The 23,419-nt window shown below is 70.4% G+C and carries 17 protein-coding genes and 2 pseudogenes; 6 read left to right on the forward strand and 13 right to left on the reverse strand.

What is annotated here, in order from left to right:
* Positions 1–50 precede the first annotated feature (50 nt).
* The 7 genes from GSY65_RS11435 to GSY65_RS11465 all read right to left on the reverse strand — a co-directional run bounded on the left by GSY65_RS11435 (position 51) and on the right by GSY65_RS11465 (position 8,593).
* Entirely contained in the window at positions 51–491 is a 441-nt protein-coding gene (locus GSY65_RS11435; RefSeq protein WP_159767236.1) for an Lrp/AsnC family transcriptional regulator, read from the reverse strand.
* A 256-nt stretch (positions 492–747) separates the two neighbouring features.
* Entirely contained in the window at positions 748–1,572 is an 825-nt protein-coding gene (locus GSY65_RS11440) for an ATP-binding cassette domain-containing protein (RefSeq protein ID WP_159767237.1), read from the reverse strand.
* On the reverse strand, positions 1,572–3,452 hold the full coding sequence (locus GSY65_RS11445) for a dipeptide/oligopeptide/nickel ABC transporter permease/ATP-binding protein (RefSeq protein ID WP_159767238.1): 1,881 nt from the start codon (positions 3,450–3,452) through the stop codon (positions 1,572–1,574). Before GSY65_RS11445 ends, GSY65_RS11440 begins: the two co-directional genes overlap by 1 nt.
* Positions 3,442–4,473: an ABC transporter permease gene (locus tag GSY65_RS11450; RefSeq protein WP_159767239.1), complete on the reverse strand. Its 1,032-nt coding sequence runs from the start codon at positions 4,471–4,473 to the stop codon at positions 3,442–3,444. Before GSY65_RS11450 ends, GSY65_RS11445 begins: the two co-directional genes overlap by 11 nt.
* The gene (locus GSY65_RS11455) at positions 4,470–5,897 is read right to left on the reverse strand and encodes an amidase (protein ID WP_159767240.1); all 1,428 of its coding nucleotides are present in this window, start codon (positions 5,895–5,897) and stop codon (positions 4,470–4,472) included. The genes GSY65_RS11450 and GSY65_RS11455 overlap by 4 nt, the downstream gene beginning before the upstream one ends.
* A gap of 168 nt (positions 5,898–6,065) precedes the next feature.
* A complete protein-coding gene (locus tag GSY65_RS11460; protein ID WP_159767241.1) occupies positions 6,066–7,646 on the reverse strand; it encodes an ABC transporter substrate-binding protein in 1,581 nt (526 codons plus the stop codon).
* A 263-nt stretch (positions 7,647–7,909) separates the two neighbouring features.
* Positions 7,910–8,593 (reverse strand): TetR/AcrR family transcriptional regulator, encoded by a 684-nt coding sequence (locus GSY65_RS11465; RefSeq protein WP_236579747.1) that lies wholly within the window; start codon positions 8,591–8,593, stop codon positions 7,910–7,912.
* 494 nt (positions 8,594–9,087) lie between these two features.
* Between GSY65_RS11465 and GSY65_RS11470 the strand changes: the two genes are divergently transcribed.
* Genes GSY65_RS11470 through GSY65_RS11480 form a run of 3 tightly spaced genes read left to right on the forward strand, consistent with a single transcriptional unit; the run spans position 9,088 to position 12,790 of the window.
* Complete coding sequence (locus GSY65_RS11470) at positions 9,088–10,698, forward strand: amino acid adenylation domain-containing protein (RefSeq protein WP_159767242.1); 1,611 nt, start codon at positions 9,088–9,090, stop codon at positions 10,696–10,698.
* Entirely contained in the window at positions 10,695–11,987 is a 1,293-nt protein-coding gene (locus GSY65_RS11475) for a hypothetical protein (protein WP_159767243.1), read from the forward strand. Before GSY65_RS11470 ends, GSY65_RS11475 begins: the two co-directional genes overlap by 4 nt.
* A 35-nt stretch (positions 11,988–12,022) precedes the next feature.
* Entirely contained in the window at positions 12,023–12,790 is a 768-nt protein-coding gene (locus tag GSY65_RS11480) for an enoyl-CoA hydratase-related protein (RefSeq protein WP_159767244.1), read from the forward strand.
* Positions 12,791–12,851: 61 nt separating this feature from the next.
* Here GSY65_RS11480 and GSY65_RS11485 read toward each other — a convergent pair whose 3' ends face one another.
* Complete coding sequence (locus GSY65_RS11485; protein ID WP_159767245.1) at positions 12,852–14,387, reverse strand: DUF1254 domain-containing protein; 1,536 nt, start codon at positions 14,385–14,387, stop codon at positions 12,852–12,854.
* Positions 14,388–14,934: 547 nt separating this feature from the next.
* Here GSY65_RS11485 and GSY65_RS11490 point away from each other — a divergent pair.
* Positions 14,935–15,336 carry a hypothetical protein gene (locus tag GSY65_RS11490; protein WP_159767246.1) on the forward strand — a complete coding sequence of 134 codons (402 nt, stop codon included), beginning with the start codon at positions 14,935–14,937 and terminating at the stop codon, positions 15,334–15,336.
* 676 nt (positions 15,337–16,012) lie between these two features.
* Here GSY65_RS11490 and GSY65_RS11495 read toward each other — a convergent pair.
* Positions 16,013–20,254, reverse strand: coding sequence for an nSTAND1 domain-containing NTPase (locus tag GSY65_RS11495; RefSeq protein WP_159767247.1), 4,242 nt, complete (start codon positions 20,252–20,254; stop codon positions 16,013–16,015).
* Positions 20,255–20,282: 28 nt separating this feature from the next.
* Positions 20,283–20,672 (reverse strand): CU044_2847 family protein, encoded by a 390-nt coding sequence (locus GSY65_RS11500; protein ID WP_201452511.1) that lies wholly within the window; start codon positions 20,670–20,672, stop codon positions 20,283–20,285.
* A 196-nt stretch (positions 20,673–20,868) separates the two neighbouring features.
* On the opposite strand from GSY65_RS11500, the pseudogene GSY65_RS11505 reads away from it, so the two are divergent.
* Positions 20,869–21,330 (forward strand): annotated as a pseudogene (locus tag GSY65_RS11505) (GNAT family N-acetyltransferase); the annotation flags it as partial.
* Between the two features lie 33 nt (positions 21,331–21,363).
* Here the strand turns inward: GSY65_RS11505 and GSY65_RS11510 are convergent.
* Positions 21,364–21,600 (reverse strand): hypothetical protein, encoded by a 237-nt coding sequence (locus GSY65_RS11510; protein WP_159767248.1) that lies wholly within the window; start codon positions 21,598–21,600, stop codon positions 21,364–21,366.
* On the opposite strand from GSY65_RS11510, the pseudogene GSY65_RS11515 reads away from it, so the two are divergent.
* A pseudogene (locus GSY65_RS11515) lies at positions 21,575–21,925 on the forward strand (IS110 family transposase); the annotation flags it as partial. The gene GSY65_RS11510 and the pseudogene GSY65_RS11515 overlap by 26 nt on opposite strands.
* 377 nt (positions 21,926–22,302) lie before the next feature.
* Here GSY65_RS11515 and GSY65_RS11520 read toward each other — a convergent pair.
* Both GSY65_RS11520 and GSY65_RS11525 read right to left on the reverse strand, forming a co-directional pair.
* Positions 22,303–22,710 carry a PIN domain nuclease gene (locus tag GSY65_RS11520; protein WP_159767249.1) on the reverse strand — a complete coding sequence of 136 codons (408 nt, stop codon included), beginning with the start codon at positions 22,708–22,710 and terminating at the stop codon, positions 22,303–22,305.
* Positions 22,707–22,940: a type II toxin-antitoxin system VapB family antitoxin gene (locus GSY65_RS11525; RefSeq protein WP_159767250.1), complete on the reverse strand. Its 234-nt coding sequence runs from the start codon at positions 22,938–22,940 to the stop codon at positions 22,707–22,709. Before GSY65_RS11525 ends, GSY65_RS11520 begins: the two co-directional genes overlap by 4 nt.
* Positions 22,941–23,419: the final 479 nt, after the last annotated feature.

Here is a 23,419-nt window from a genome sequence, read left to right on the forward strand (position 1 = left end):
TGCGGGCGGGACGGGGCTCGGGCGCTCGGGTGCCTCGGTCGGCGGGGCCGTCAGTCGACGTGCCACAGGAAGCGGTGGGTGTGGATCGCGAAGTAGGGGAAGTTCTCCACGGCCGCGACACCCTCGACTGGCCGTACGACGTCGTTGATGAAGTCCAGGAGGTCCCGGGGCCGGGCGCACACCACCTCCGCGAACAGGTCGAAGCCGCCGGACGTGAGGACCGTGTACACGACCTCGTCGTGCCGGGACAGTTCGTCGGCGACCGCGCGGGGATCGCCGTCGACGCGCAGACCGAGCAGGGCCATCGCCTGCTGGCCCATGGTCATCGGGTCGGTCACCCCGACGACCTGGACCGCCTTGGCGTCGATCAGCCGCTGGAGCCGGAGCCTGGCGGCCGAGGGCGACAGCCCCACCTTGGGCCCCAGATCGGCGTACGGGATACGGCCGTCGACCTGCAGCTCCCGCAGGATGGCCCGGTCGATGTCGTCCATACGGACCTCTCCCCTGAACGAACGGCAAGCATGATGCTTGTTTCGAGCACCTTGCCCGATTCACGCGCTCGATTCAAGCGTACGAACGACAGAATCGAGCGCACGCCGTCAAGCGCACGCCATCAAGCGCACGCCATCAAGCACACGCCATCGAGCGCACGACAGGAATCGGCCCGCCGACCGGGCAGGGGTCGGCGGGCCGGGAATCCGGACGCGGGCGGGGAGCGGGGCGGCGTCCGGGCGGCGTCCGGGCGGCTCAGGCCGGGGCGGGCTCGCCGTCGAGGCGGAACCTCGGGTCGCCCGGGACGGACGCGAGGAGCCGCGCGGTGTACGGGTGTTCCGGCTCGGCGAAGGTGGCCGCGGTCGGGCCGAGTTCGACGAGGTCGCCGTGGAGCAGGACCGCGACCGTGTCGCTGACGTGCCGGACGACGGCCAGGTCGTGCGAGATGAACAGCATCGTCAGCGACAGCCTGCGGCGCAGGTCGGCGAGCAGGTTGAGGATCTCGGCCTGGGTCGTCAGGTCGAGGGCCGAGGTGATCTCGTCGGCGATGACGAACCGGGGGCGCGGTGCGAGGGCCCGCGCGATGGCCAGCCGCTGCCGCTGGCCGCCCGAGAACTCGTGCGGGTAGCGGTCCATGCCGTCCGGGTCGAGGCTCACCTGGCCGAGCAGTTCGGCGATCCGGGTCCGGACCGGTCCGACCCTGGCCCGGACCGGGTCGAGCGCCTCGGCGAGCGACTGGGCGACGGTGCGCCGCGGGTCGAACGAGGAGTACGGGTCCTGCGGGATCATCTGGACCGTCGCGGCTCCCTCCCGGCCGCGTGCGGCGCGCAGCGGGGCCCCGTCCACGAGGATCCGGCCCCCCGACGGCCGGTGGACACCGACGAGGGTCCGCGCGAGGGTCGTCTTGCCCGACCCGGACTCGCCGACGAGGGCGAGGGTGCTGCCGCGGGGGATGTCGAACGACACTCCCTTGAGCACCCTGCGGGCCGCGGCGCCGCGCCCGAGCTCGACGGTGAGGTCCTCGACCCGCAGCAGCGGGTCGGCGGTCCCCGTGTCCGGTGCGGTGGCTGTGGCGGACATCAGCGGCTCCCTTCGGCGGCCGGCGGGCGGTCCGCGGCGGTGTCGGACAGGCCGTCCGGCGACAGGCCGTCCGGCGGCGTTCCGTCCAGCGGTGCCTCGTACGGCGGCGTTCCGGCCGGCTGGGCCGGGGGCGTGTCGGCGGTCCACCGGACCGCGCTGAGGGTCGCGCCGGCCTCGACGGCGGCGGGCGTCGCCGCGAGCAACGCGCGGGTGTACGGGTGGGTGACCGTCCCCCGGCGCAGGTCGCGGCCCGTCGTCCGGTCGACGACCCGGCCGCCGTGGAGCACCAGGACGGTGTCGCACAGCTCGCCGACGACGCCGATGTCGTGCGAGATGAACAGCATCGCCGTGCCGTGCTCACGGTTGATGCGGCGGAACTGCCGCAGCACCTCCGCCTGGACGGTGACGTCGAGTGCCGTCGTCGGCTCGTCGGCGATGAGGAGCCGCGGGTTCGTCGTCATCGCGGAGGCGATCGAGGCACGTTGGAGCATGCCGCCGCTCAGCTCGTGCGGGTGCTGGCGCAGCCGCCGCTCGGGCTCGGTGACGCGGATGTCGGCGAGGGCGCGGGCCATGTCCCGCCGGGCCTGGCGCCGGGGCGTCCCCAGGTGCGTCCGGGCCACCTCGGTGAGCTGGGTGCCGAGCCGCAGCGCGGGGTTGAAGGTGCCGATCGGGTCCTGGTAGACGATGCCGATCTCGGTGGCGAGGCGGCGGCCCGGCGGTGTTCCGAGCAGGTCGAGGTCACCGAGGGCCAGGCGCGACGCGTCGGCCCGCACCCCCTCGGGGAGCAGGCCCGCGACCGCCATGGCGATGGTGGACTTGCCCGAGCCGGACTCCCCGACGAGGCCGACGATCCGGCCGGCCCCGATGGTGAACGACACGTCGTCGACGAGGGTCCGGTCACCGGCCCGCACGGTCAGCCCGGCGACGGTGAGCAGCCCGTCCGGCTCGGCGTCGGCCCCCGCGGCGCCCGGCGGGCGGGACACCACGGCCGGGGCGGCCGTTCCCGCCGCGTCCGCCGCGTCCGGCGCCGCGGTCGGTGCGGGTGCCGTGCCGCGGGTGCGGGGGTCGACGAGCGAGGCCACGCCGTCCCCGAGGAGCATGGCGCCCACACCGGTGACGATGAGCATGAGCGACGGCGCGAGCACGACCGACGGCTGGGCGAAGATCGACGGCAGCGCCTCGTTGAGGAGCCGCCCCCAGTCGTACTGCGGGCTCTGCACACCCAGGCCGACGAACGACAGGCTGCTGATGTCGAGCAGGGACAGGGTGAAGCTCGAACTGAGCAGCACCAGCAGCGGCCCGCTGATGTTCGGCAGGACGTGCCGGGCCAGGATGCGCGGTCCGGGCACGCCGAGCAGCCGCGCGGTGAGCACGTAGTCCTTGTCCGCGACGGTCGCGGCGAGGTTCGCCGTCAGCCGGGCGAAGCCGGGGACGCCGGCGACGGCGATCGCGACGATCGCGGACCCGGTGCCCGGTCCGAGCACCGCCGCGATGACGAGGGCGAGCACGAGCGACGGGAACGCCACCGCGGAGTCGATGAGCCGCAGACAGGTCTCGCGCAGCCACCCGGGGGCCAGGTGGACGAGCGCGCCGATCGCGACGCCGACGACGAACGAGGCGGCGGTCGCGGCGGCGGCCATCAGGAGGGTCAGGCGGGTCGCGACGAGGGCGCGGGCCAGGACGTCGCGGCCGAAGGCGTCGGTGCCGAGGAGGTGCCCGGCGCCGGGCCCCAGCCGGGCGTCGTCGGTGAGGGTCTCGGCGGAACCGCTCAGCAGCGGCGGGGCCACGAGGGCCACGACCACGAGCAGTCCGAGGATCACGGCGCCGGCCAGCAGCGACGGGTTGCGGCGCCGTCGGCGCACGGTCGGGTCAGTGGCCACGTCGGCCTCCGTCGAGAGTGCGGGGGTCGACGATGCCGAGGACGACGTCGACGAGGAGGTTGACGAGCAGGGCCAGCATGCCGACGACGAGGATGATGCCCTGGATCACCGGATAGTCCTTGTAGATGATCGCCTGCACGACCTCGGTGCCGAGCCCCGGATAGGTGAAGACGTTCTCCAGGATGATCGTGCCGCCGAGCAGCGACGTGAGGACGAGTCCGCTGAGGGTGAGGACGCTCGTCACCAGGTTGGGCAGCGCGTGGCGCAGGTGGAGGCGCACCGTTCCCAGGCGGTGGCCGCGGGCGGTCCTCATGTAGTCCTGGGCGAGGACGGAGGCCGTCTCCTGCCGGACGACCCGGGCGATGGCGAAGGCCGGGCCGATGCACAGCGCGGTGATCGGCAGGACGAGCGCGCTCGGGGTGGTGGCGCCGCCGGACGGCAGCAGGCCGAGGCTGATCGAGAACAGGACGACGAGGAGGGTCGCGACGACGTAGACCGGCGCCGACGCGAGGAGTCCGGCGATCGTGCCGAAGGCGACGCCGAGCCGGCGGCGGCGTCCGTCGCGGGTGAGGACGCCGACGGCCATGCCCAGCGGGACGGCGACGAGCAGGGAGAGCAGGACGGCCGGGATGACGAGCTGCACGGTGTACGGCAGCCGGGTCGAGACGATGTCCGCGACCGGGGTGTCGAACCGGAACGAGGTGCCGAGGCGCCCGGACGTGATGTCGCCGAGGTAGTGGACGAACCGCGTCGTCATCGGCTCGTCGAGGCCCAGTCGTTCGCGTATCGCCGCGAGCGTGGCCGGGGACGAGTTGGTGCCGGCGATGGCGCGGGCCGGGTCCCCCGGCAGCAGGGGCACGATGAGGAACGTCACGACGACGAGCAGCAGCATGGACATCAGCAGGCCGCCCGCCCGGCGGACGGCGAACCCCGCCCAGCCGCCGCCGAGCCGCAGTCCGGGAGCCCGCCGGACGGCCGCGACGGGCAGCCGCCCCGTCGCGGCCGAGGGCCCGGCACTCACGACGCCCCCGCGAGCGCCGCGTCGTCCGGGCGCCGCTCGTGCCAGCGGAACCCCGGTTCGAGCTGCGCGGACAGCCGCAGCAGCGTCGCCTCGTCGTAGGGTGCGCCGATGAGCTGGGCGCCGACCGGCAGCCCGTCCGCGGTCGTGTGGACGGGCAGCGAGATCGCGGGCAGCCCGGCGATGTTGACGAACGCGGTGAACGAGACCATCCGGGTCTCGGTGGCCCGCGGACCGTCCGGGTCGGAGTTCGCCTCGTCGTAGACGGGGCCGACGGGCGGCGCCACGACCGCCGTGGTCGGGGTGAGGAGCACGTCGAAGTCCCGGCCCCACTGGGCGACCACGTCGCGTGACTCGGCCTGCAGGCGTGCCGCCGTCCGGGCGTAGTCGCCGGCGGTGACCTCCAGGGCGGTCTCCCGGCGGCGCCGGATGTAGGGGTCCACCGCGTCGGGGTCGTCGAGGTCGATGGCGTACGTGGAGGCGCTGATGATCGTCCAGGTGAAGCCCATGATCGCCTCGTACGAGAACATGGTCGGGCGGGCCTCGAACACGTCGTGCCCGAGGTCGCGCAGGGCCTGCGCGGCCGTCAGCGCCGCCGTGCGGCACTCCTCGTCGACGGGCAGCCCGGTCGGCGCGTCGAGGAGCAGGCCGATCCGCAGCCGCCCGGGGTCGGCACCGACCTCGTCGAGGAAGGGGCGCACCGGTTCGGGCGCGCTGTACCAGGCGAGCCGGTCGGCGCGGCCCATGACGTCGAGCATGAGGGCCGCGTCGCGCACGGTGCGGGTGATCGCGCCCTCGGTCGTCGAGTGTTCCCAGCCCCGCACGAGCGCGGGCACGCGTCCCCGGCTCGGCTTGAGGCCCACGAGGCCGGTGACGGACGCCGGGACCCGGATCGATCCGCCGCCGTCGGAGGCGTGCGCCACCGGCGCGAGTCCGGCCGCGACGGCCGCCGACGCGCCGCCGCTCGACCCGCCGGAGGTGTGGGCCGGGTTCCACGGGTTGCGGGTCTTGCCGTGCCGGGCGTTCTCGGAGACGGTCAGCGCGCCGAACTCGGGCGAGTTGGTCCGGCCGAGGGGGATCACGCCGGCGTCGAGGAGGAGCTGGATGTCGGGGTCCGTGACGGTCCGCGGGGTGTCCCGGATGGCCAGGGAGGACATCGTGTTGGGCTGCCCCGCCAGGGAGTTGAGGTCCTTGATGGGGACGGGGACGCCGTGCAGCGGGCCGAGCGGCTCGCCGCTCAGCACCGCCCGCTCGGCCCGGACGGCCGCGGCGCGCACGGCGTCGGTGTCGAGCCAGACGACGGCGTTGACGGCGGGGTTGATCCGCTCGATGCGGTCGAGATAGGTCTCGGCCACCTCCACCGGGCTGACCTCCTTGGCGCGTATGAGGTCGGCGATCTGCTGGGCGGTGCTGAAAGGATCGATCACCAGGGGGCTCCTGTGTCGGGAAGGGTGCACGGGGGGGTGTGCCAGGGGGCGAGGGGCGTCGGAAGCGGCACGGGCTGCTCGGTACGCGGCGGCCGGGTCCGGCCCGGGCCCGGCCGCGTGGGTCTCCGCGGAGCGAGCGCGGAGGGTTCGTCCGTCAGCCGGTGTCCGTCAGCCGGTGATGCGCAGGATCGGGTCGTCGAGCGAGCCGCCGAGCATCTGTGCGCTGAATCCCTTGCGCAGTGCGTAGATGAACGGGTCGTTGACCAGCGGCACCGCGTCGGCCTTGGAGATCAGGGCCTTGGCCGCCTTCTGGTAGGCGGCGCAGCGGGCCCCCTCGTTGGTCGCCTCGGCGGCCTGGGCGAAGGCCTTGTTCACGGCGGGGTTCTTCACCGCGCCGAGGTTGCCGCCGCCCTCGGGCACGGTCGGGCCCACGAAGTGGCCGAGCGGGTTGGCGAGGGTGCCGAGGAAGTTGAGGTCGGCGAAGACCGTGAGGTCCCAGGCGTCGGGCTTGCCGAACACGGTCCCGACCCAGGCGCCGAGGTCGACGTTGGCGAGGGTGACGTCCGCGCCCGCGGCCCGCAGCGCCTCCTGGACGTACTGGTTGCCGGCGCCGGCGGGCCCGACGACCTGGGGGCCGACGAGGCGGATCTTCTTGCCCTTGAGCACGGCGGCCGCCGCGGCCTTGTCCTTCGGTACGAGGAACGAGGAGTCGGGGTCGTTGCAGGGGACGCCCCTCTGCACGAACATCGTCGACGGCTCGCCCGTGTCCTTCGAGACGACCTTGGTGAAGGCGGCGCGGTCGACGGCCTGGGCGACCGCGCGGCGGGTGGCGGCGTCCGCGAAGACCGTGCCGGGGCGCTCGTTGAACAGCAGGTAGAAGTCGGAGAACGGGCTGATGCTGACGCTCTGGCCGTTCACGCCGTCGAAGCGCGGGACGCCGGAGGCGTCGATCTTGCCGATGTCGAGCTGGCCGCTGGCGACGAGGTTGCCGGTCGCGGTCGGGTCGGGCGAGACCAGGTACTCCACGGTCGTGGCGGCCTTGCCGGGGATCTTCGTGCGCCAGGCCGGCCACGCCTTGTACTCCGGGCGGAGCGTGTAGGAGTACGAGACACCGGACTGTGACTTCTTGAGGAGGTAGGGGCCGGACTGCGAGCCCTCGGCCTTTCCGGCGGCGAGGGCCTTGAGGTCCTTGAGTCCCGCCGGGCACACGATGCCCGTGCTCGCGACCGACAGGCCGGTGACCATGTCGCCCCACGGCCTGGCCAGCGCGATCTTCACGGTGTTCGTGTCGTCGTCGGCGGTCACCTTCACCTTGTTGCCGGGGCCGAAGACCGTGGGGAGGTCGGGTGCCGCCGTCCTGGGGTCGGTGTAGCGGTCGAGGGACGCCTTGACGATCGTCGGCGTGATCGGCGTCCCGTCGGCGCACGTGGCGTCGGTGCGCAGGGTGAACGTGGCCGAGGTCGGCGTGGTTTTCCAGTCGGTGGCCAGACCGCCGACGAGCCCGCCGTCGTCCTTGCGTACGAGGGTGTCGTAGCTGTTCCGGGCGAGGAGGTAGTCGGGCAGCGACAGCGCCTTGGCCGGGTCGAAGCCGGCCGGCACGTCGATCGTCGTCCGGATCGTGGTCGTGCCGGCGGCGTCGCCGCCGCCCGGGTCCTTGGACGTCGCGCCCGTGGTGGTGCAGCCGGCGAGCACGGCCGTCATGGCTACGGCCGCGGTCACGGGGAGCGCGCGGGTACGGGTGTGGCGCATGGGTGCTCCTGGGGAGGGTGTCGCGCTCTGCGCGGGATCGCGCCGGATCGGGCGGGACGAGCGAGAGCAGTTCGTGGTGGAGGCGGTGCGCGCGGCGCTCGGTGGACGCCGTGGGGAGCGAACCGTGGAGCACTCGTGTGGGAGAGGATGCAGCTAGTGAATGACGTAGTCAATAGCGTTCACTATCTTTCCGCGCGCCACGGCCGCCGCCGCTACCGGCCGCGAGAGCGCCGCCAGCCGGCGACCGTGGGGAGTGACGCGTGTCAGTCGCGCGGGAGCGTCGCCGCCTCGGCCTCCAGGGCCGTGAGGAGGATGTCCATCTGCCGGTGGAAGACGTCCGTCATGTCGATGCTGCGCAGGTGTTCCTTCGCCGCCTCGGCGTAGGGGTACGTGGCGGGGTCCGCCGGCTGGTACTCCTGCACCCAGTTGACCTCGGCGCCGTAGCGCTGGTTGACGAGCCGCCAGGCGTTGTTGCTCGCCATGGCGAGGATGAAGTTCGCGTACGCCTGGTAGTGCTGGACGGCAGCCCGGCCGCGCCAGCCGCCGCGGTGGAACGCCTCCAGGACGGCGTCGACGGCCCGCAGTTCGTGCACGCCCCGGGTGACCCGCCCCATGCACAGGGCGGCGGCAGCCGGGTGCTCCAGCGCGGTGTTCCAGGCCCGGACCGCCAGGTCCCGCAGCGACTCCGTCCACGACTCGTGCGGCTCGTACCCCTCCAGGGAGAGCCGGTCGAGTTCCTCCGCCACGGCGACCATGATGTGGTCGCGACTCGCGAAGTGCCGGTAGACCGCGGTCGCGGAGGAGGACAGCTCCTTGCCGAGCCGCTGGAAGGTCAGCGCGTCCGGACCGTCCTCGTCGAGGATCCGCAGCGCGGTCGCCACGATGAGCCCCTGGGAGAGGGTCCCCCGTTGGAGCCGCTTCGTCGACCGGCCCCCAGCCGCTGCCACTCGAACGCCTCCCTGGGACGGGCGGCGAGCCCACGCCGCCGCTGCCTGCGCCGCCACACCGGCGAAACCGGGGCCCAGCCTATGCGACCGGTTTCCGGCGGGTCACCCTGGACCGGGTCACTCCCAGGTCAGGACGCCTCCGGTCCCACCTTCCCCCCGGGCCCCTGGCCCCCGGCCCCCGGCCCCCGGCGACAGCCGACCACGTGACCGCCCCACGCCCCGTTGTACAAGCGGTATGTGAGGCTCCAGTCGTCTGCCCGTGCGGAAGCTGCCCGTGTGCCGCCAGTACAGCCATGTGACTTGTTTTGACAGTGACGCAGACCACGTTGAACGTTGAAGATGATTCAGCCGCCACCGCACGTCGGTGCCGCCGCTCCGCACCTCCGCACCTCCGCTCCTCCGCACGATGCTCGACCTCTCCACTTGATCGAGGCACGTCAGCGTTCAGTAGCCCGAGGCATCTTCTCCCCACACAGCCAGGAGGTCTGTGAAGCATGCCCCTGAGCCATCTGTCCCCTCGAGACAGGGCCCTGTTCCGGCAGTTCGGCCAAGGCCCCGAGGTCCTCGTCCCCGACCCCTTCGTCCACCAGGCCGTCGAACGGCAGGCCATGGCCGCGCCGCACGCGGTCGCCGCCGAGCACCTGGGCACCACGATCACGTACGGCGAACTGAACCGCCGCGCCGACCGGCTCGCGGCCCGACTCGTACGGGAAGGCGTACGGCCGGGCGACCACGTCGGCCTCTTCGTGCGCCGCTCCGTCCCGATGCTCGTCGGGCTGCTCGGCACGCTGAAGGCCGGCGCCGCGTACGTCCCGCAGGACATCGGCCTCACCCCCGCCGCCCAACTGCGGCACGTCGTCCGCACCGCCGGCATCAGGGTCGTCCTCACTCAGTCGGAGCACACGCTGCGGGTGCCTCCGGCCGACGCGGGACAGCGCCTGATCACGCTCGACGACGACGATCTCACCGGTCCCGCCACGGACGGGCCGGTCCGTCTCGCGCGGCCCCTACGCCCCGACGACGGGTGCTACGTCCTGTTCACCTCCGGCACGACCGGCAAGCCCAACGGAGTGAAGGTCACCCACCGCAACGTCGCGAACATCCTCCTCACCTCCCCCGGCGACCTGGGCATCCGCCCCGGTGACCGGGTCGCCCAGCTCCTCAACATCGCCTTCGACATGGCCGCGTGGGAGATCCTCGGCTGCCTCGCCCACGGCGGCACCCTCGTCGTCCGCGGCAAGGACGTCGCCGCCGCGGCCCGTACGGCGGACGTGCTGATCGCGACGCCGACGGTGCTGTCCGGGATCGACCCGGCGGACTGCCCCCGGGTGCGGACGGTGGCGGTCGCGGGCGAGCCGTGCCCCCGCCCGCTCGCGGACACCTGGGCCCGGCGCTCCGCCTTCCACAACTCCTGCGGCCCCACGGAGACGACGATCGTCAACACGATGCGCCGCCACCACGTGGACGACGCGCTGCTCACGATCGGCCGCCCCACCCCCAACAACACCGTGTACGTCCTCGACGAGCACCGGCGGGCGCTGCCCATCGGCGAGGTCGGCGAGATGTGGGCCGGCGGCGACTGCGTGTCGGCGGGCTACCTGAACAACGAGGCGCTGAACGCCGAGCGGTACGCCCCCGACCCCTTCCTCGGCGGCGGGCGCCGCATGTTCCGCACCCGCGACCTCGGCCGCTGGACACCGGACGGCGAACTGGAGCACCTGGGCCGTACCGACGACCAGGTCAAGGTCCGCGGCTTCCGCGTGGAACTCGACTCGGTGTCCGCGGTGCTGGAGTCGGTGGCGGGCTGCTCCCGCGCCGTCACCCTCAAACGGGACGCCCGCAGCCTGATCTCCTTCGTGTGCCCGGCCGACGTCGACCCGGACACGGCCCGGCGCGCGGTGGCCGCCGTCCTGCCGTACTACTGCGTACCGGCCACGGTCCTCCCGGTGGCCGTGCTGCCGGAGACGGACCGGGGCAAGGTCGACCGGGGGGCACTGCTGCGGCTGGCGGCGGAACGGGAGGAGGCCGCGCGGGCGCTGACGGTCCCCGCCGAGGGACCGCCCCTGCTGCCGATGGCGACGGCACGCGAGGGGGCGGTCCGATGACGTCGTCCATCGAGCGGGAGGACACCCGGCAGGCATCGCCGACCGCCGCTCTCGCCGAACTCCCGCCGCTGACGTCCGCGCCCCGTCGCCTCCTCAAGCACCCCCGCCTGATGCACTACAACCGCCTGGCGGCCCTGGTGGTCCTGGCCAACATCGGCCTGCTGGCGGCGGCGAGGGGCACACCCGGCACCGAGGCGATGGGCTACGCGGCCCTCGGGAACCTCGCGCTCGCGGTGGTGGTGCGCCAGCAGTACGTCATCAACCTCTTCTTCCGCCTGGCGACCTCGGCTCCGACGAGCTGGCCACTGAAGATCCGGTGGACGCTCGCAAAGGTGTACCACTTCGGTGGACTGCATGTGGGCGGGGCACTGGCGGGATCGGCGTGGTTCCTCGCCGGGACGGTCGCCGCGACCCGCGACGGCACCAACCGCCCCCTCATCGCCGTGAGTTGGACGCTGGTCACGCTGCTCGCCGTCATCGTCGCCACCGCCCTGCCGCCCTTCCGCTCCCGCTTCCACGACCACTTCGAGAAGATCCACCGCTTCGGCGGCTGGAGCGCCCTCGTCCTGTTCTGGACGCACACGGTGCTGGGCGGGCAGGGGCCGGTCGCCCTCGGGGTGCTGGCCGTGGTCACCTTCAGCGTCGCCCTGCCCTGGCTGCGGCTGCGCAAGGTGGACGTACGGATCGAAAGGCCCTCCCCGCACGTCGTGCTGGCCCGTTTCGACCATGGAGTGACCCCGTTCGCGGGGTCCTCCACCGCCATCAGCCGCAGTCCGCTCACCGAGTGGCACTCCTTCGCCAACGTGCCCTCACCCGGCGAACCCGGCTTCCGGCTGACCATCTCCCGCGCGGGCGACTGGACGGGCTCGTTCATCGACGACGCGCCGACGAGGGTCTGGGTCAAGGGCATCACCACGGCCGGGGTCGCCAATATCGAGACCCTGTTCAGCAAGGTGATCTACGTCGCCACCGGCAGCGGTATCGGCCCCTGCCTGCCCCATCTGCTGGCCGCCGAGGTGCCCTCCCGGCTGGTGTGGGCGACGCGTGACCCTCGCAGGACCTACGGCGACGACCTGGTCGACGAGATCCTCGCCGTCCAGCCGGACGCACTGGTCTGGGACACCTCCCGGCACGGCAAGCCGGACATGGTGCGGCTCGCGTACACCGCGTACCGGGACTTCGGCGCCGAAGCCGTCATCTGCATCTCCAACAAGAAGCTGACCTGGCAGGTCGTGCACGGTCTCGAACGGCGCGGGATTCCCGCGTACGGCGCGATCTGGGACTCGTAGCGGACCGTCGGAAGAGAGGGACAGAGGGAGAGTCGATGAACACCCTCAAGATCGAACGTCATGACCGCGTCGTCACGGTACGGCTGCACCGGCCGCACGTCCTGAACGCCCTCAGCGGCGAACTGCTGGCCGAACTCCTGGACGCGCTGCGTCCGTTGGACCGGGATCCGGGCGTCGGATGCTTCGTGGTCACCGGTTCGGAGAAGGTCTTCGCGGCCGGCGCGGACATCAAGGAGATGGCCGGGAAGTCGGCCGTGGACATGGCCGCGGAGGACTACTTCGCGGGCTGGGAGGAGTTCGCCGCGTTCCGCACACCGAAGATCGCGGCGGTCAACGGCTACGCGCTGGGCGGTGGTTGCGAACTCGCGATGATGTGCGACCTGATCATCGCGGGCGAGTCGGCGGTCTTCGGCCAGCCGGAGATCAAGCTCGGCGTGATCCCCGGCATCGGCGGCACCCAGCGGCTCACCCGCCTGGTCGGCCGCGCCAAGGCCATGGACCTGATCCTCACGGGCCGCACGATGAACGCCCGCGAGGCGGAGGCCTCGGGCCTGGTGTCACGGGTGGTCCCGGACGACCGCGTCTTGCCCGAGAGCACGGAAGCCGCCGCGACCGTCGCCTCCTACGGCCGTCCGGCCGTCACGGCCGCCCGCGAGTCGGTCGACCGGGCCCTGGAGACCGGTCTGCGCGACGGCCTGCTCTTCGAACGGCGCGTGTTCCACGCGCTGTTCGCGACGGAGGACCAGAGGGAGGGGATGAACGCGTTCCTGGAGAAGAGGACACCTGCTTTCAAGGGACGCTGACGGGCCGAGCCGAACGGCACGGGGGGGGCGGCGGACGGTATCCGGCGCCGCCGCCCCTCCGTCAGCCGACGCGGGTGATCGGCGGGCAGTGCCACCGCGCGTCGATCACCTCGGGACGCGGGAGGTACATGCGCAGCGCGACGTACCAGATGCCCTGCTGCGGCGTGGGCAGCCAGTTGGACTCCCGCTCGGGCCCCGGCGGGTCCGGCTGCAGGTAGAGGGTCAGACCGCCGTCGTCGTCCCTGACCAGTCCCCGGGTGCGGTCCCCGATGGCGTACCGGTTGATCGGGTTGGGGATCAGGTTGCGGCTCTCGTCGTAGGCGGTCATCGACCAGAACGCGTTCACCGGGGGCAGCGACCCCGCGTCGAAGTGCAGCTCGTAGCGGCCGGTGGTCAGCGTCCGGTCGGCGTCGTCGGTGAAGGCCGTCAGATAGACCGCCTCCTCGGGGTCGTTGACGGCGATGCCCACCAGGGACTGCTCCGCGGCCCGCCTGAGGAAGTCGTCCCCGTAGTGCCCGACCTTCCCGGGGGCGTAGCGCCAGCCGTTGATCAGCTCGGCCCACTGGCCGCTGAGCAGTTGCTGTTCGAGCATCGGCACGGCGGTGGCGGCGGCCCGGATCAGGCCCTCCTTCACCGGCTCCGGCTGCGCCTCGACGTCCAGCCCCGGGCCGATGCCGATCTCCGCGAACTGCCGGAGCAGGACGGCGTGGTGCTCGGGCAGGGGGTTCTCGGCCAGCATCGCGTTGAGTGTCTTCCACGGGCCGAGCGGGTCCTCGGCGGGGTCGACCGGTGCCGGTACGTCGCGGCGTTCCGGCAGTGTGACGTCCTTCTCGCCGAACAGGTGGAGCGGTGTCAGCCGGTACTGCTGCTGGAGCGCGTGGACGGCCGGCAGGTCCTCCTCGTCGTCGACGAGGGTCCGCCCGACGACGAGGACCCACGGGGTGGGGGCGTTCGCCGTGCGGCGCACGCCCTTCGGGAGTTCCCCGCTCCAGTCCGGGCCGATGAGGGCGAAGTCACCCGCCTTCGAGCCGGTCGCCCGCATGCCGACGTAGTCGTAGTTGTCGGAGGTGAAGGAGACCAGTTCGAAGGTGAAGTAGCGGTCTCCCATGTCCGGGTGGGACAGGATGAGGGGTTCCTCGCTCAGGTCCACCCACGCCCAGGAGTACAGCGTGTCGATGTTGGGGGACACGCCCTCCCGGTCCGAGACGTCCCAGAGCTTGCTCGCGTGCCAGAAGTGGTTGACGGCCATGTAGGGCGTCGAGTCCGTCTCCGGCTTCTGGGTCACCCAGCGGTGGCGGAGCCCCGCGTTGTAGATGTACGGGAAGCCGTAGATGAATGCCTGTTCACCCAGGGTGTAGGCGTACTCGCGGCGCCAGTCGTCGACCCGCCCGGTCAGCGCGGGCTTCATCGACTGCCAGGCCACGGGCAGGGCCCGGGTCACCTTCCGGGCGCGGCCGATGGTGTCCCCCGGGTGCCGGACGGCGGCCGCGGTGGCCTTCCCGGTGGCGGCCGCCGCTTGGCCGATGCCGGCTGCCGCGGCGACGAGATCGTGGCGCAGATGCCGCCTCGGATGGTTGCTGTTGGCTGAGGATGCCATCACCGCGTTCCTCTCATGAGGCTGATCAGCACGGATCGCAGCCACCACGCGGACTCAGCACGCGGACTCAGCACGCGGACTCGTCAGGCGGGCTCGTCAGGCGGGCTGGGGGAAACCGGCGACCGTCCACGACGCATCCCGGCTCCTCCCGGTACGCCAGGCGGCGGCACTGCGCGCCGTGCTTCGTGGGTTCTGGGGTTACCGGGCCGGGTGCTCCCACACACTCCTGCACTTCGAGTAGATCACCGCACCCCCACCCCGGCAACCGGGCTCACGCACCCCGCAGTCACCGCCGCCGGCTGCGCCGTGACCGGCCCGAGGCGGCAGGTGGCCGCCCAAGCGGGCGCACGCTTGGAGTGGCCGGTCGGGGTCGACGGGGGAGCCCGGCGCCCGGCGACGGCCACGCAGGCGGAGCCGCATCCTCCTGGTGTTGGACGTGTGCGGCGACCGGGCGGCGAATCGTCAGGTCACAGGACGGCCACAGCACCGACAACCCGCGCGACGTGACGACATGATGCCTCTCAGTCACATCGCCCCAGGGGGAACCATGCGCACCCGCAGAGCCATCGGCGCCGTCACAGCGGCACTCGCCCTCACCCTCGTCGGCTGCACCGGCGGCGAGGAGGCAGGACTCAACGACAACAAGGGCAGCGACCCCAGTGCCGAAGCCAGCAAAGCCCTCAGGGCCGCCGGTATCCCGCCCGAGCCCACCGGCGCCCAGCGCGCCCAGCTCCTCCGCGCCCTCGCCGCGGTCGACCCCGACATCGTGAAGTACGAGGAGAAGGCGGTCGACGCGGCACGCAACCAGTGCAGCGCCATCAACGGCAACAGCTCCCGGGCCGACTGGACCGCCGCCCAACGCTTCACCTACCGGGACGTCACCACCACCGAGGCCCAGGGCAAGCAGATCAACGAGGCACTCGAAGGGCTCGGCTTCTGCAAGGTCTGACCGCCACGCCCACCCCTCCACGGCCCCGCCCCGCAGCGGGGCCCGCTCCGCCCAGCCGGACGACCTGCGCCTCGGCGCCTCGGCCGTCAGCTGGCGCGAGCGGGTCGGCCCGCTCGGCCCCGGCACGTCGGCACAGTCGAGCGGATCCGGGTCTGTCACGTAGTTGCCGTCGTCGAGCACCGTGCCGACCAGCCACTCGGCCAGCCGATCGGGATCGGGGCGGGCGATCCGGCAGGCCTCCCCGCGGGCCTCGGCCGCCGCGGCGGCGGCCTCCCCGACCACACCGTCGGAGTCGTCGATCTCGCCGTACGCCTCCCCCAGCACCCGGATCGCCTCCTCGGCCAGACCGACCTCCTGTGCCGCCCGCCCGTCGACGACCGAGGCGCGCAGGGCACTCGCCGCCTCGACCCTCGGCCTGAGCCTGGCCCACCAGCTCGTCAATCAGCCGGTCGGCCACAGACTTCGACGGCGCCGCCTCATACGGCTCGACGGGTTCAACCTCCGTCACGTTGTCGCTGGGCATCGATGCAACTGCCATGATCGGGGAGTTGCACCGAACGTTTTACCGTGTCCGCTTGAAGGCGGACTTGGACCAGAGGTAGCCGGTGAGGCCGATGGCCGTGCACCAGGCCGGGTCGGTTCAGACGTCCTTGTCCCCACTGCAGGATCCGCAGGCTCACCGGCCCGGGCACAAATCCTCGAAGGGAATGCCGGAGACCTTCTCCTTTTTCCATCGTTGTGCCGCCGGGGATGCGCCGGCGGCGACGCACAGACTTCTCTCCGTATCGATCAGGCCTGAGACGTTCCAACTCAGGACTTCGGTACCGGTGCTCCAAAGAAGGTTCTGCCCGGCTTCGTCGACCTTGAAGTTCAGCGCGGCGGTGAGAGAGATGTCGTAGGTAAGGGGGTTCCCGACGGGACGTCGTGTGGGCAGGTGCCAGATCTGCACCCTTTCGATCGCGGCGCCGATCGCTTCCTTGCCGCCCACCGCGAGCAGCTCGCCGCCAGGGCTGTAGGCGAGCGACACAACATCGCCATTGCGCGTGGTGAGAGCCGTTTCCGTCTCCCTGCCGCCCTGGACCGAGTATTGGCGGACCTGTCCCGCTCTGCCGGCGCGTTGGCTCCCCACGGCGAGCTCGGATCCGTCTGGCCTGAACGCCAGCGCGGTCACCCGTTCGTCGCTCGGAACGTTGAAGGAACTCTTCAAGCAATGGGTTTTCAGGTCCCACAGCCGCACTGTTCCAGACGCGTGTCCCGTGGCGATGACCGTCTCGTCCCGATCGACCGCCAACGTGTTGACATCGTCCTGGTCGGGGATTTCCTTCGCGAAGATCTCCAGGCCCTTTGTCAAGCTCCAATAGCGTATTTTCCGATCGCCGGCCGAGAAGTCGTCGACCGTGACGAGCAGGTGCGATCGGGGAAGGACTGCCATGACCTGGATGTCGTCGACCGCGCCTTGAAAGGGAACTGTTCGAAACTTTCGGTCCGCCTGAAGAGGCTGCAGCCGAATCGATCCGTCCGCGACATACGCGACGGACATGCCGTCCGGGGCGAATGCCGTAATATGGCCGATTCCCTCGGTTTCCCGGACGTGTGACGGGCGGCGCCCGGCGACGTCCCACAGCCAGGCCGTGCCACTGTTGTGGCTGGATGCGAGGTTGCCGTCCCGCGGGTTGAAAGCGAACGCGTGAAGTGCACTGGTGGTGAGAGGAGTGCCGAGCGGTCGGCGCGTTCGCATGTCCCAGAACCGCACGGTGCCGTCATCGGCATCCTTGTTGTTGGTCGCGACGGCCAGGGTCTCACAGTCCGAGCTGACCGCCACCGCCATGACCGCCCCGTCACCGGTTTCGATGGGGTCGCCGATCTGCTGATTTCCGGAGTCCCACAACCGCACGGTTCCGTCGAGGTGTCCGGTGACGAGAAGCCGCTTCGCGGCCCGCGAACCGAAGGCGGTCGCACGAGGGGTGACACTGTCGCTGTCAAGGGTTCTCGTCTGCAGGCTCTTCACGTCCAGCACGTCGGTCTTGGCGAGCGCGCCCTTGACGACGCTGACCACAGCGATCTCACGGGCATCTGGAGACAGGACCGCGGACTGTACCTCACCGACCGTGAAAACGGTGCGGTGGTCCTTCGATTCAAGGCTCTCCACCTCCCACCTTGAGACATAGAATCCCTCGATGCCGCCTCCCGTTAACTCGGTGAGCGCCGACGACGTGGATTCCTTCACCTCGACAGTGACGAGTGACTTCCCATCGGGCTCGAACGACACCGAGGTGGCCGGGTGATCGGTATCTCCGGTCTTCCCGATGCGCTGGTGGTTCTGCACCGACCAGAGCTGCACGCTCCCGGCTAAGAGGGTGTCGAGCAGGGCGGACGGATCCTCGCTGTCACGCCCACGACCAGCGACGGCCAGAATCATGCTGTCGGGACGGAACGCGATTGCGGTGACTCCGTTCAGACCGGTACGCAGTTCAGCCAGCTTGCGGTGCGTGGAGACGCTCCAGAGCCCGACGCGTCCACTGGTACTACCGCCCACTGCGAGCACCTTCCCATCCGGGCTGAAGGCGACAGGACCGTCCACGCCGCCCACCATGCGGAAACTGGCGACAGCAGGCTGAGCCACGGCGGCCAACATGGCGTAGCGGGCCCGGGCGTTCGTAGCACCGCGGGTCAGCTGCCACGCCGCGAGGCTCTTCAGCCGTGCCTGATCGGGATCCTCCGCCTGAAGGAGTTCACTCTCGCTGATCAGTTTCTGGGATTCGGCGCGGCTGGCTTCCTCGTTTGCCTGCCAGGTCCTGTTGACGGCGACCCCGGCGGCGGCAATGGTCAACACAAGGGCGATCAGCAGCAGGGTGTTGATTCGCCGCATCCGGCGGATTCCTGCCTGCTGCCGACGCTCGCTCTCCTTTAGAAACCTGCGGATGTCAGGCAGCAAGCGGCGTTTAGCGGACCATTCCTTCCCTTCCGTCAGATCGCTTCCCCGCAGCAGGTCGTCGGGGTCTTCGCTGCTGGCCCAGCGGCGGCGGTGCGCCTCGGCCCGGCCCAGCCAGATGAGGAACCGACTGTCCTCCCGGACCCACCCGGAGAGTTCGGGCCAGTCACGTAGGAGAGTGTCGTGGACCAGTTCAGCCACCGGAGTCTCTACCGACGTTCCGTCCTCGGCGGCCTCGAACGCCGTACGCACGGTGATGATCCGGCGTTCAGCCAGGTGGTCCCGGACGGCGTCCACGTCCACGTACTCGAAGCCCACGGGGACGACCGCCTCGGGCACGTCGCCCACCAGGTCGTGCAAGTGGGGAAGGCTGCGCTGCTGCCGCACCGGAGGGACGCCCGAGGCGTCGTCGGCCGGCCGTACGAGGGCGGTCAGCATGCGCCGGGCGACGCGGCGTTCGCCGGGGGCCAGTTCTTCCATCGTGCTGTTGCACCAAGCAGCCAGTGCTCCGGTCACTTCGCCGACGGCGCGGTACGCGTCATGGGTGAGCCTGCCGTCTTCCATGCGTTCCCACAGCTGACTGAGGGCAAGTTGCAACGGCGGCAACAGCGTAACCGGGGCCCAGCCAGCGGCGGGCCCGGAATGGTCTCCCGCCAGAACGTCGCTGACGATGCGGTCGACCAGCCCGTCCTCCAGCCGAGCACCCGCTCGTACCGCGGGCAGGGTCACGATGTCCTCAAGCTCGTCCCTGCTCACCAAGGCCGGCATGTTGACCAGTCCGGGCTTGGCAGCCTCCAGCAACCCGGGCGCTCTAGCGGCAAGTTGGGAGTAGAAGTCGTCGCGCATGATGATGAGCACATTGAGTGCGGCGCCCGAGCGGACAGCCCGCAAGAGGTGTTCCAGCGCCGCCCCGGGGGTTACGTGCGAGGCGTTCCTGCCGACCGTCGGTTGGGTCAGCAGTTCCTCGAACTGGTCGATGACGAGCAACACCCTCTGGTGTCCGGGCTCGGAGCCAAGCCGTCGAACTACGGCTTGTTCGAGGTCTCCGCCCGCCCCTGGCAGCCCGGCTCGCTCGAGTTCCGCGAACAGATCCTCCCCGGGACGTGTGACGATGGGCAGCCACCTGTCACTGGAGGGCAGAGCGGCCTTCTGGAGAGCGGGTAACAGGCCGGCGCGCACCAGGGAGGACTTGCCGGAACCCGACGGCCCGAGCAGCAGCACCGCCCGTTGATGCTGACGGATCGTTTCCAGCACGATCCGGATCGTGTGCTTCCGACCGTGGAACCACTGAGCGTGCTCCTCGGTAAACGCCTCCAGGCCTCGGTAGGGCACCGCGCGGGCGACGAGTCGAGGCCACACCTCGTACAGCGTCTGGGCCGGTGTGGCAAAAGCAACTTCCCTGAGCCTGTCGTTCGCGTCCCCGGCGGTGATCGCGGTGATCATGCCGATCACCAGACCGCTGGTGGTGTCGACGACCGGTCCACCGCTGAAGCCGAGGGTGATGTCGTTGGCATGGGCCAGCTGCAGCAGAGGTCCACTGCCCCCATCGGGCCCCGGTCCCCCCACTCCCCTCTCGAGCCAACCGATCACCTCACCGCTTGCCAGGCGTACTTCCCCAGCGCCATTGGGGTAGCCGAAGGACGCTGTCACGTGACCCGAGGATTCCGTGGAGACGTCCAGGCTCAGCGCGTCCAAGCCTTCCGGATGCCAGAGGAGACGCAGAACGCAGACGTCGCGCCCGACGGGCTCGCGCCATGCCTCCGCCAGAACCGTCGCGGGGATCTGAGGCCTGCCCGGAGCGCAGGGAAAGGAGATCTTCATAGTGTCGCCGGGGCCGTAGCCAGCCTTACTGACGACGTGGGCGCAGGTCATGAGAGTGCGGTCATCGACAAGAAAGCCCGAGCCGACCACATCGTCGGCTTGGTCGAGAACTTGGGCGACGGCGCGCTGCACCACGGTGGCGCGCGCTCGGTCGAGAGCAGACACGGCGCCTCACAGGAAGGGTACAGTTTCGCTACTCTGCGGCCGGAGCGGGAGCAACCTGAGCTGAATCGGCCGGAGCATCGGGCGGGCCGTCCCCGGGCCCCTGCTCGGCCGTCTCGTCCTGGGCCACACCGTCGCGATTCCAGGCCAGTTTGACCTTCAGATGGCAACTGGTCTCACTCTTCGCGATAACCACTCCAGCCTGTGCCGCCAGGATCACTCCGAACTCGACCTCGACTCCGTCGGGTTGGGCCCGGCGAAGCTGCCGCAACAGGTTCCGGGACAGGTCCGCGACGGGATCAAGGGCCAGTGCCAGCTGCGAGGAGACACCCCCAGCCGCCGCCCCTCGCCCCGCCTTGACGATGTCACTCCCTCCCTGGTCCGGCGCGGGCGTCGCGCCAGTACCCCAGGCGGTTTCCACGAGAACGGTCCCACCGCTGTCGAGCGCGATGCACGTAAGCCTCTCCACCTGATTTCCCCCTCTCGGCCCGCACTTCCCCGCACGGGCAACGGACCTCGACACTATGGGCACCATCGCGAGCAGCAGGCAAAAATAACGGGACTGGCCTTTTTAGGTTTTCAAACCTACACAATCTAGGTAATATGCCCCTTCTTTTTTGCATTATCGATCAAATAGAAGCCCTGGGCCTGGTACCGCCACCACGGGCGCTCGCGCCCACTGCCTCGCTGCGCGCATGACCCCGCTCAACAAGGAGTCATACGACGCAGCGAAACTTCCCGAACACCGTTTCGTCGCCCTCAACGAGCACGGGACGGTGCTCGGCCAGGTCGCCGCGGCGAAGGTCTCCGACCGGTGCACCTACGCCGGTGTCATTGAGCACTCGATGTACGTCGCCCCTGCCGTTCGCGGATGCGGTGTGCCCTCCGCCCTCCTCAAGGCGCTGATCGACTCCGCCGAGGCCGCCGGAACGCGGGCGATCCAGTCTGGGATCATCCCCGAAAACGCGGCCGGCTTCGCATTGCATCGACGTGACGGCTACCTCGTCATCGGCATACGTGAACGCATCGGGCGCTATCACGGCCGGTGGCGGGACGCCGTGCTCGTTGAGAGCCGAAGCACCCCACCATCGCTTGAGCACTGGGGACTGTGTTCAGGCAGCTTCAGCAGGCTGGGTGTTCCACAACTGGGTGTACCGCTCCACTTCCTCGGGCGCCAGGTTGTTGTCGCCCTCGGTGCGCAGCACGGCGGTGTCCCACAGCCGGCTGCCGTCGGTGCGCAGGGTGAGCAGCACACCGAGGGTGGAGGCCTGTTCGGCCAAACCGGTCTGCCGGTGGAGTTGGTGGTGACGCAGCAGCACGTACGAGGACTTGAACGTGATCCTGGTCAACGCCCGGCAGGTCAAGAACCTGCCCGGCCGCAAGACAGACGTTTCCGACGCCGCCCGGCTGGCCCAGCTCGGCGCACACGGCCTGGTCCGCCCCCCGTTCGTGCCGCCCGCACCGGTGCGGGAACTGCGGGATCTGACCCGGGCCCGCACCCAGATGACCCGCGAACGCGGGCAGATCGTCCAGCGGTTGGAGAAGCTGCTGGAGGACACCGGCATCAAACTCGCCGCGGTCGCCTCCGACATCATGGGCGTCTCGGGCCGGGCCATGCTGGAGGCCCTCATCGGCGGGGAACGCGACCCGCAGACGCTGGCGGAGATGGCCAAGCTCTTGGCCGTAGAGCGGCGTCAGCGTCCTGGCGATATCGCCCTGCACATGCGGGGATAGCTCCCAGACCGAGCTTCTTAGGAACTTGATGAACCCATCGGCCCCGCGCACGCGGGAATAGCTCCGCGCACCCGTACAGGTTCAGCGCCTCTTCACGGTCGGCCCCCGCATACGCGGGGACAACTCCCCGTAGTCCCAGGTGGGGTCGACCGACAGCAGGTCGGCCCGGCGCACGCGGGGATAGCTCCAAGGTGGCGGGCGCGTTCGGTGCGCCAAAGCTGTCGGCCTCGCGCATGCGCGGATAGGTCGCAGTGATGCGCCCCGTAGACATCGATCACCGAGGCCAGAAACGACAGGCGTGCTCCTGCCTCCGGAGATCAGGCTCGTGCATCTCGCTGCTGGACTTCCTTGAGGACTCCGGCCACCGTCGCGAAGTCATTGTCCACGTGGAGGACGGTGTGCCCATGGTGTACAGCTGTCGCACACACCAGCAGGTCGATCGCTCCCGCCGCCCGATGCTGGCCCCTCTGGGTCAGTTTGTACTGGGCGGTGTCGACCCACCGCCAGGCGTTATTCGGAACCGGAGAGAGCAGACAGAGCGCGTCCAGTTCCTCGGCCAGCTCATCTCGGTGAGACGGGCTGGTCGCCGAGTAGAGGAATTCGGCACGTGTCGGCTCGCAGATGTGGAACACCCCGGCGGCGATGTGTCCCTCCCAGGGGCGCAGCGCACCTGGGGTACGGAACAGGTGCCACAGAGCCGAGGTGTCCACCAGATACGTGATCACTCGAAGGCCTCGCGCCGCGCACGCTTCTCGACTTCATGCGCCGCTGCGGCCTGCTCGAACTCGCCGCGCTCACCTCGCGCGGCCAGCTTCTCCGCGGCCTCCAGCCTCTTGATCCGCGCCACGTAGTCCCGAAGGGCCGCGTTGACGGTCTCCTTCTTCGTCGTGGCACCCATGAGCCGCATGGCCTCGGCCAGCGCCTCGTCGTCGAGATCGATCTGCGTGACGGACACCGGACACCTCCAACATCCACAATGTATGCATCAACGATACATCGCCAACATCGAATGCCGCCACCGACTGCGACAGACCGCTCAAGCGAGGCGCGCAGGCTGCCGAGGCGTCTCCGTTCGGGCTGCTTCCCGATGCAGGACGGATCAGCGGGGCCTACTGCAACCCCGCCGCGAATCACCCCATGGGACCTATGACCGACTTGACCGCAATCGGCGTCCCGAATCTGTCCTGCCGATCATGAAACCACGTATCGAGACGCTCTACGAGCGTCCCTCAACTCGCTACCCAGCTCGCATAGTCGCTGGTCAGATCGTTTCTTCTCGCGTAGCGAGTGGTGGGGCGGGTGGGACTCGAACCCACGGCCGACGGATTATGAGTCCTTTTCTGATCTTCCGATCAGTCCGCACTCTTGCCTCGATCTTCCCATAACCGCAGGTCAGCGGCCGTTCGCGGCTCTGGCTCTGCGCCAGCCTTCCTG

The organism is Streptomyces sp. HM190 (genome assembly GCF_009857135.1).
In the GTDB taxonomy this organism is placed as follows: Bacteria; Actinomycetota; Actinomycetes; order Streptomycetales; family Streptomycetaceae; genus Streptomyces; species Streptomyces heilongjiangensis.